Origin of the sequence: Deinococcus frigens DSM 12807 (assembly GCF_000701425.1) — a bacterium.
GTDB classification, from domain to species: Bacteria; Deinococcota; Deinococci; order Deinococcales; family Deinococcaceae; genus Deinococcus; species Deinococcus frigens.
The window spans coordinates 1-6,619 of the sequence record NZ_JNIW01000101.1; the positions used below are offsets into that span (position 1 = coordinate 1).

8 protein-coding genes and 1 pseudogene are annotated in these 6,619 nt (G+C 59.5%); 6 read left to right on the top strand and 3 right to left on the bottom strand.

The window, feature by feature from the left end; all coding sequences use genetic code 11:
* The 3 genes and pseudogenes from Q322_RS0119130 to Q322_RS25025 form a co-directional block, all read right to left on the bottom strand.
* Positions 1 to 305: pseudogene (locus Q322_RS0119130) on the bottom strand (transposase); the annotation flags it as partial.
* A gap of 45 nt (positions 306 to 350) precedes the next feature.
* On the bottom strand, positions 351 to 983 hold the full coding sequence (locus tag Q322_RS21325) for a hypothetical protein (protein WP_156953173.1): 633 nt from the start codon (positions 981 to 983) through the stop codon (positions 351 to 353).
* Between the two features lies 1 nt (position 984).
* A complete protein-coding gene (locus Q322_RS25025; RefSeq protein ID WP_084148101.1) occupies positions 985 to 1,302 on the bottom strand; it encodes a thioredoxin family protein in 318 nt (105 codons plus the stop codon).
* A gap of 389 nt (positions 1,303 to 1,691) precedes the next feature.
* On the opposite strand from Q322_RS25025, the gene Q322_RS21330 reads away from it, so the two are divergent.
* The 6 genes from Q322_RS21330 (at position 1,692) to Q322_RS0119170 (ending at position 6,130) form a co-directional block, all read left to right on the top strand.
* Complete coding sequence (locus Q322_RS21330; RefSeq protein ID WP_034419329.1) at positions 1,692 to 2,291, top strand: hypothetical protein; 600 nt, start codon at positions 1,692 to 1,694, stop codon at positions 2,289 to 2,291.
* A 200-nt stretch (positions 2,292 to 2,491) separates the two neighbouring features.
* Positions 2,492 to 3,103 (top strand): hypothetical protein, encoded by a 612-nt coding sequence (locus tag Q322_RS0119145; RefSeq protein ID WP_029479457.1) that lies wholly within the window; start codon positions 2,492 to 2,494, stop codon positions 3,101 to 3,103.
* A gap of 224 nt (positions 3,104 to 3,327) precedes the next feature.
* A complete protein-coding gene (locus Q322_RS0119150; RefSeq protein ID WP_029479458.1) occupies positions 3,328 to 3,579 on the top strand; it encodes a hypothetical protein in 252 nt (83 codons plus the stop codon).
* Positions 3,580 to 3,704: 125 nt separating this feature from the next.
* The gene (locus tag Q322_RS0119155; protein ID WP_156953174.1) at positions 3,705 to 4,409 is read left to right on the top strand and encodes a hypothetical protein; all 705 of its coding nucleotides are present in this window, start codon (positions 3,705 to 3,707) and stop codon (positions 4,407 to 4,409) included.
* The gene (locus Q322_RS24705) at positions 4,406 to 4,780 is read left to right on the top strand and encodes an HNH endonuclease (protein WP_034419330.1); all 375 of its coding nucleotides are present in this window, start codon (positions 4,406 to 4,408) and stop codon (positions 4,778 to 4,780) included. Before Q322_RS0119155 ends, Q322_RS24705 begins: the two co-directional genes overlap by 4 nt.
* A 669-nt stretch (positions 4,781 to 5,449) precedes the next feature.
* Complete coding sequence (locus Q322_RS0119170; protein WP_245593324.1) at positions 5,450 to 6,130, top strand: ZIP family metal transporter; 681 nt, start codon at positions 5,450 to 5,452, stop codon at positions 6,128 to 6,130.
* Positions 6,131 to 6,619 lie beyond the last annotated feature (489 nt).

A 6,619-nucleotide genomic window follows, 5' to 3' on the forward strand; every position in this document is an offset into this window, starting at 1 on the left:
AGGGTCTGATCCCCCCAGTCGCGCAGGGCACGGGTGACGAGTGGACCGTAGATGCTGGTGGGGTCGATGGCTGGATTCTCCAGCCACCGGCGAACTCGGCGTTCACTGCTTTGCGCGAACGTGGCACGGGAGTGGATGTAAGGGAGCCACGCGGGAATGGAACTGCGCTGGGAGAGCAGCAGGCCCGTGACCATCCAGGCCAGCGTGTGAGCGTTGCGGATGTCGTTCCACAATCCACTCTGGATATGGGAGAAGACGGCTTGGTAGAGTCGGGGGGCGTCCCCGGTAGCATTTTCGGTTGTCACAGGTAGAAAGTGTCCCCTACCGGGGACGCTTTCTCATACTTTGTGTCAGGCCGTCAGGGTGTCAATCACACTCTGATACACCTGACGGGCAGTTTGAAGTTGACCCAGCAGCAGGGCCGCGCCAGCGTAACTCATGCGGATGGCCACAGTGAGGCGTGGCGTTTGCAATGGCAGGCTGAGATAAATGGCTTCGCCCGCGTGAAGCAGTGCCGTTTCGTAATCTCCTCCGTCAGTGTAAAGGTGGCAGAGATTGTATTTGAGAATGATCTGCGTCTCCGCATCGAAATCGTCTTGCGACTCGACAACTTCAACCAATCGAAGGTGTTTTTCCAATGTGGCAACGGCTGGACGAATCTGATCCATGGTGCGAACCGCTTCCGTAGTCCTTGAATGCCGTTCACTGAAAATCAGGATGGCCAGGGCGTGGGCGCGGAGGGCAGGCCGGGTTGACCTCAAACACAGCCGCAGGTGGGGCAGGGCCTCGTCTATGTGCCCTGCGCCCTCCAGCAAATCTGCCCTTCTCAGATGGGCGATAGGAGAGTCCCAGAATGAAAGTTGAGCTGCACGTTCTTTTAGCGGGACGCCCAGTCTTTTTTGTTCAGCCACCCAGTCAAGCCAGGCACATGGATCATAGAGCTGGTCATGCTGAAGGCTCGGTTCAACAATCGGAATCGTCATTTCAAGGCTTCGCAGCACTCGCAGCCGCAATGCGGCTGCGGTAAACCCTTGCCGGATGGGGTCCGAAAATTAAGTCCACTGGACGCCCGTCTTTCAGCAACACCACAGTTGGGAAGCCACTAATTTGAAACGCAAAGCGGGACTGGAGCGCAGTGGTGGCGTCAACAGAGCCAAACTGAATTTCAGGCAGACCCTGCGACAACTCCTCAAGGATGGGCGTCACCACCCGGCAGGGCGCGCAGCTTGGAGACCAAAAGTCGATGACCCAGAAGCCACTCTGAGTACACTCCCTGAAATTGTGGTCTCCAAGAACAATCATGCCCGGTGGATCTGCACGGCGTCCACACAGGGACCCTGACAATCCCAAGGAGACGCGGCGGCCCAGCCGACGTTGCCGGAAATCATCAACACACTCAACAGACAGAAAAAGAACTTCATATTCCCCCCATTATAGAGAATGCCCGCCAGCGAAATCTGGTCCGGGGACGCCTCTTCGCAGAAGTCAAATAGAGCGTCACGAGAATATTAAGCAATTTCAGCAGGAGGTTGGCCGATTGTTGACGCTATGTTTATTACATAATACCCGGAGTCGGAATTGACACCTGCAAGCACCTTTTACATCTGGGCCGCGCGGCGGCCCTCTACCGATGGGGGCATCCGCCGTATCAAAGGGTACGCTGACATACCGTGGGGCTTACTCTGTCAGAAATGTTCACCGGCAAGACGAAAGACGACCTTGTGCATGAGCTGTACACCTGGGGACCTGCTCTTGTTCAAGACATTCGGTCACGCTTCCCATCCCCGACGATCAAGGCGCTGGTCCAAAACAAAATGATGGTCCAGAAGCGGTTCACTGGCTTTGAGGTGTATGTGCTGTCGGGTGTCGGTTTGCGGCCCTACGGATATGCCATGCGCTATAACCACGTCCCAGCGAAAACGGTGGTGCTCGGCGCTCTGGTGATCCGGGCTATGGCGCGTCACTACACCGAGCAAGGTTACGTGGTGGAACTTTACGACAGGTACAGCAGCCGCAAACGCGACAATCTGCTGCTGCTGCGGCGCGACGGGCGGCTCACCATCTTAATTGGGCGGTCCTCCATCACCATGAAATCTGTTGGGGAGATTGTCAGCACCCTGACCGAAACGCTGGAGGTCGATGAAGTGATCACCGTGGTGCTGGGAACCGATCAAAACCCCCGCCTCCTGAGCGCCACGCGCGTTGATGATCTTCCCTTCGCCGTGATCAACCTGCCGGTGACCCGGATTACCCGCGAGAGCTTCACCTCCGAGAAGCCCGCTGACGTGTGAGGACTGACCCTGAAACTTTTTGCGCGGTCCAGCGCCCAGTCTCCCCACCTCATCATGGTTGGTGTCGATGCGTGCTAGCAACCGGCCTGTGTGACCATCCAATCATTGAAATTGCCGTGTCAGGCGTGTGCGCTACTATGTGCCGGATGCACTCTTCCGCCTCGCCTTTCTTGGAACAGACCTCGGCCCGGGTATAGCCAGTGAACGGAAAGGGATCAGCGGAAGGCAGCCGCGAGACGTTAATTCAGAACCTCTACACCTGGGGACCGGCCCTGACACAGGAGATCAGGGCCACCTACCCCAACCCAGTGGTGCTTGATCTGGTCCGGGCCAAGGTGATCACGCGCAAGAGGTTCGTGGGATTCGATGTTTACGTGCTTACAGGCATTGGCTTGAGGCCTTACGGGTATTCCATGCGCTACAACTACATTCCCGCCAAAAGTGTCGTTCTCGGGGCGCTGATCTTGCGCACTGTGGCCCGTCAATATGAACAGGAGGGGTACAAGGTCACCCTGTCCGATGGCTACGCCAAGCGGGGACGCGACAATTTGCTCCTCGTCCGCAAGTACCACAAGGTCACAGTGGTCATCGGACGGGCGTCTCTGACCCTGCGGGCCGTCCGGCAGATCGTGACCAGCCTGCAAGAAAACTTTCCCAAAATTGCGGGGATTCACGCAGTTGTCCTTGAGGGCAACCACGACCCGCTGCTGGTCAATGCCAGATCAATGAACGATATCCCCTTCAAGCTGGCGCAGCTCCCCCTGCTCCGCGTCATCGGTAAGGAATCTGGCGAGGAAGTCGAGCAGGACTAAAGGTGTCGGGGAGGGTGGTCGCCGCTGCACAGAAAATCAACACAAGATGGGAGAAGAAAACCGTGCCAGGCCATCACAGTGGCCCACACCGAACCAAACATCTTCACTCGATTTCAGGTACTTTGGACCAAGACCCTCCTGTCACATGCACGCTACCCTAGGCCGGAGGCTTCACATCCAAATGGCTCCCGGACCTCTCGGCCACCGGAGCAAAGGAGTTTGCAATGTTGATGGTTCCTGCCGCGCCGCTGCATCCCGTCCGTCATGTGCTGAGTGCCATGCAACAGGCCGATCCGCGCCTGTTGCGTCTGGTGAGGGCGCTGACCTTCGCGTTCATTCTGATGTCGCTGGTGGTGGCCGCGATGGGCTGCTCTCCCAAGCTGCACATCGTCAACGAAGAGTTGGATCAGGCCACGCTGCTGCTGTTCACCTTGCTCCCCGTGCTGTACATCTCCGGGAAACGGAGTCAGTACTAAGTCCACCGCCGACCAATGCATATCTGCCTGACCCCGCCGCTGGCGGGGCTTTTCATTGGCCTTGGCTCTGGGCAAACGTCTCGACAGGGGAAAAGTTCAATGTAAGCTGAAGTATGCGCCCCTTCATGCTGATTCTTTTCAGTCTGCTGTCCATCAGCAGCGCGGTGAAGCTGGCTGACACTCAGTTTACCCTGTCAGCCAATCCTCAGCAGGGCTTCAAGCTCCTGACCTGGCTGACCCTCGCACCGGAGTTTCTCAAAGACGCCCGTCTGGTCGTCGCTGAATTCGCGTGCAATGTGAACAAAGACGGTACGCTCAGGTTCCGGCACCTCAACATGCCGCAGTACGTCTGGGGCGACACGGAGGACGAGAAGGCTGTGGCCCAGCAGGTGCTGAGCAAGACCCGGCTCAAAGTTGGTGCCGTCACCGCCTCCTGCGACAGCGGCAAGCTGGTCGTGCAGGTCACGCCCCCTGGAAATCTGGCGACGATCTTCCCCAACCTACCGCTCGACGCGGCGGTGGTGGAAATCCAGCGCAACCTCGACATCAGCCCGGACGTGACCTTTGGCGCGGGCGGCCTGCGGGTCATGCGCGTTCCTTTCCCTTTCACTCTGAAGGGTGGGGTGCTGTCCACCCCTGAGACGGCCTCCGGGCTGGCGATGGGGGTGACGCAACTTGGCGTCTTGAAACCCCTGGCGAACGGCACCCAGGCTATGCCCGTCAGCATTGAACCAGCTCTGCCCTACACCTTGCATGTGATCGCCGGAAAGTCCTACAACCTAACGGTTTCAGGCAGCCAGCTCACCGGCTGGGTGAATGATAAGCCATGAAACTTCTCCCAGGAGACTTCACGGATGTCCTGCGGGCAAAGCGGGCCTGTTTCGGGCCGCTGCTCCTGCACGTCTACGCCTCGCATTACCGTCTGCTCCAGCAAAGGCGGCGCTGGTATCCGCGCCGCATCAACCCCGAAACCGGACGCATGGAATACGTTCACCGGCAGGAAGCGGCCCGGCAGATGGGCCGTCCCCTCACGCCGGGCGAAGTCGTTCACCACAAGAATGGCAACCGGCACGATTGCCGCGCCGAGAACCTGCTGGTGTTGCCCTCGCAGGCCGCCCACATGATGCTCGAACACCGGGAACGCAAGGCCAGAACCGGGCTTCATCCCCTGTTTTCAGATCACGAACTTCTGGGTCTGTGACTTCAAAGGGCAACATCACCCCTCGGAGGGCTTAACCTGGCGAAATTTTGTCTGACTCATCTGAGACAGATATGGATTGAGTGACAGCCGTCTGTGCGTATTCCTCAGGAGTTGCACCTTGCATGGTGGAGCGAATAGCCGTGCTGGTGCAGGAATTCAGGACTTTTCGAAAACAGGTGCAGGAGTCGGCTGAGATGCAGGTGGAGCAGCACCGGAAACGCACATTCCTCCAGGGTCATTCCCCCGTGCCAGTGAAGGATCGCCAACGTCCAGGCCAGGAAGACCAGCAGAATCCAGCGGTCCAGCCCCACAGCAGTTCGCGCTGCGAACTGCGCCAGACCAAACTGGTGCAACACCAATCTTGAAAAAGGATTTCTCATTCCACCGCTCTTCGCCCTCGGTGATCACCGCCTCCCCCACCATCAACCCGGAGGACACGGCATGAACGCTTCGGTCTCCACGGCCAAAGCGGCCCAGCGTCCGCGTCTCGCGCGGCCCATTCTTCAGTTCAACCTCGCCGCCGTATGGGCCATCCGGGACCGTGACGTCCAGAGGAAGTCACCTGCCCCGAGCGACGGTTCGTCCGGCCCTGGCCGGAAGCTTCCCAGGTGCGATAATCGGGCCATGTGGACAGCTACCCTCTGGGGCTTGGCGGGTGGGTCTTCCCTGATGCTCGGCGCGCTTCTGGGCCTCTACGCCCCACTGAACAAGACCTGGGTCGCGCTGATCATGGCCCTTGGAGCTGGCGTGCTGGTCAGCAGTGTGGCCTTCGAACTGATGGACGAGGCCTTTGGTCAGGGCGGGCTCGACGCGGTCTCCATCGGTCTGCTGCTCGGCGCGCTCGCCTTCTTCCTGGGCGACCTCGCGGTCAACCGCGCCGGAGGAAAACACCGCAAGCGCAGCACCGGGCAGCAACAGGATGGACAGGCCTCCGCCATCGTGCTGGGGACCCTGATGGACGGCATCCCGGAATCCATCGCCATCGGGGTGGGCCTCCTCGCCGGTGGGAAACTGAGCTGGGTCTTTCTGGCGGCTGTGTTCCTGAGCAACATTCCCGAGAGTCTGAGCGCGAGTGTCGGCCTCAAGCGGGCCGGACATCGGCCCGCCCGGATTCTCCTGATGTGGACGGCCATCGCGCTCCTCAGCGCGGCGGCCTCTGGACTGGGCTACGCGGCCCTGCGCGGCGCAGACGTCAACCTGACTGCCGGGATTCAGGCCTTTGCTGCCGGGGCCATCCTGACCATGTTGTCGTCCACCATGCTGCCTGAGGCCTACGAGGAAGGCGGGGCCATGATCGGCCTGGCCACCACCTGTGGTTTCCTCGCCGCCTTCGCACTCAGCCATCTGTGATGGCCTGGCTGCTTTGCCCAGGGGGCGCGGTTCTCCGGGAGAGATTTGGGCACAGCGATCGCAGTCAGGGAGCGTCTGGGACTGACCGACGGAGCGAGCGACCCCGGCTTCCCCTGTGAACCCTCTGTGGGGAGTCCCTGAGGGTTGCCATGTGTGTATAGACTGAATAAGCACGTCCAGGACGTGCTTTTCTGCTTTATGTGGCTCACACCCAGGAGTTGCACCTCGCATAGTGGAGTCAAGGCTTGCATTAGATTGGTTCCCTCAGTACCCGACACTTTTCGAGGGGGCTTGAAATCCGTCGTCCAATACGCGAAAATAGAGCGCGTCTCCCGTTGCCCTGAAATCGTTCAGTCTGTGCTTCGTTTCCCACTTCCCCCAATACCGCAAGAATCAGGTGGAACTGCTCGCCTTGCTCGTCCTGGCCTTGATTGGAGCCAAAGACGTTCGCCACGCGGCACTGGCCGAGCGTTGCCCTGGCAACGCTCA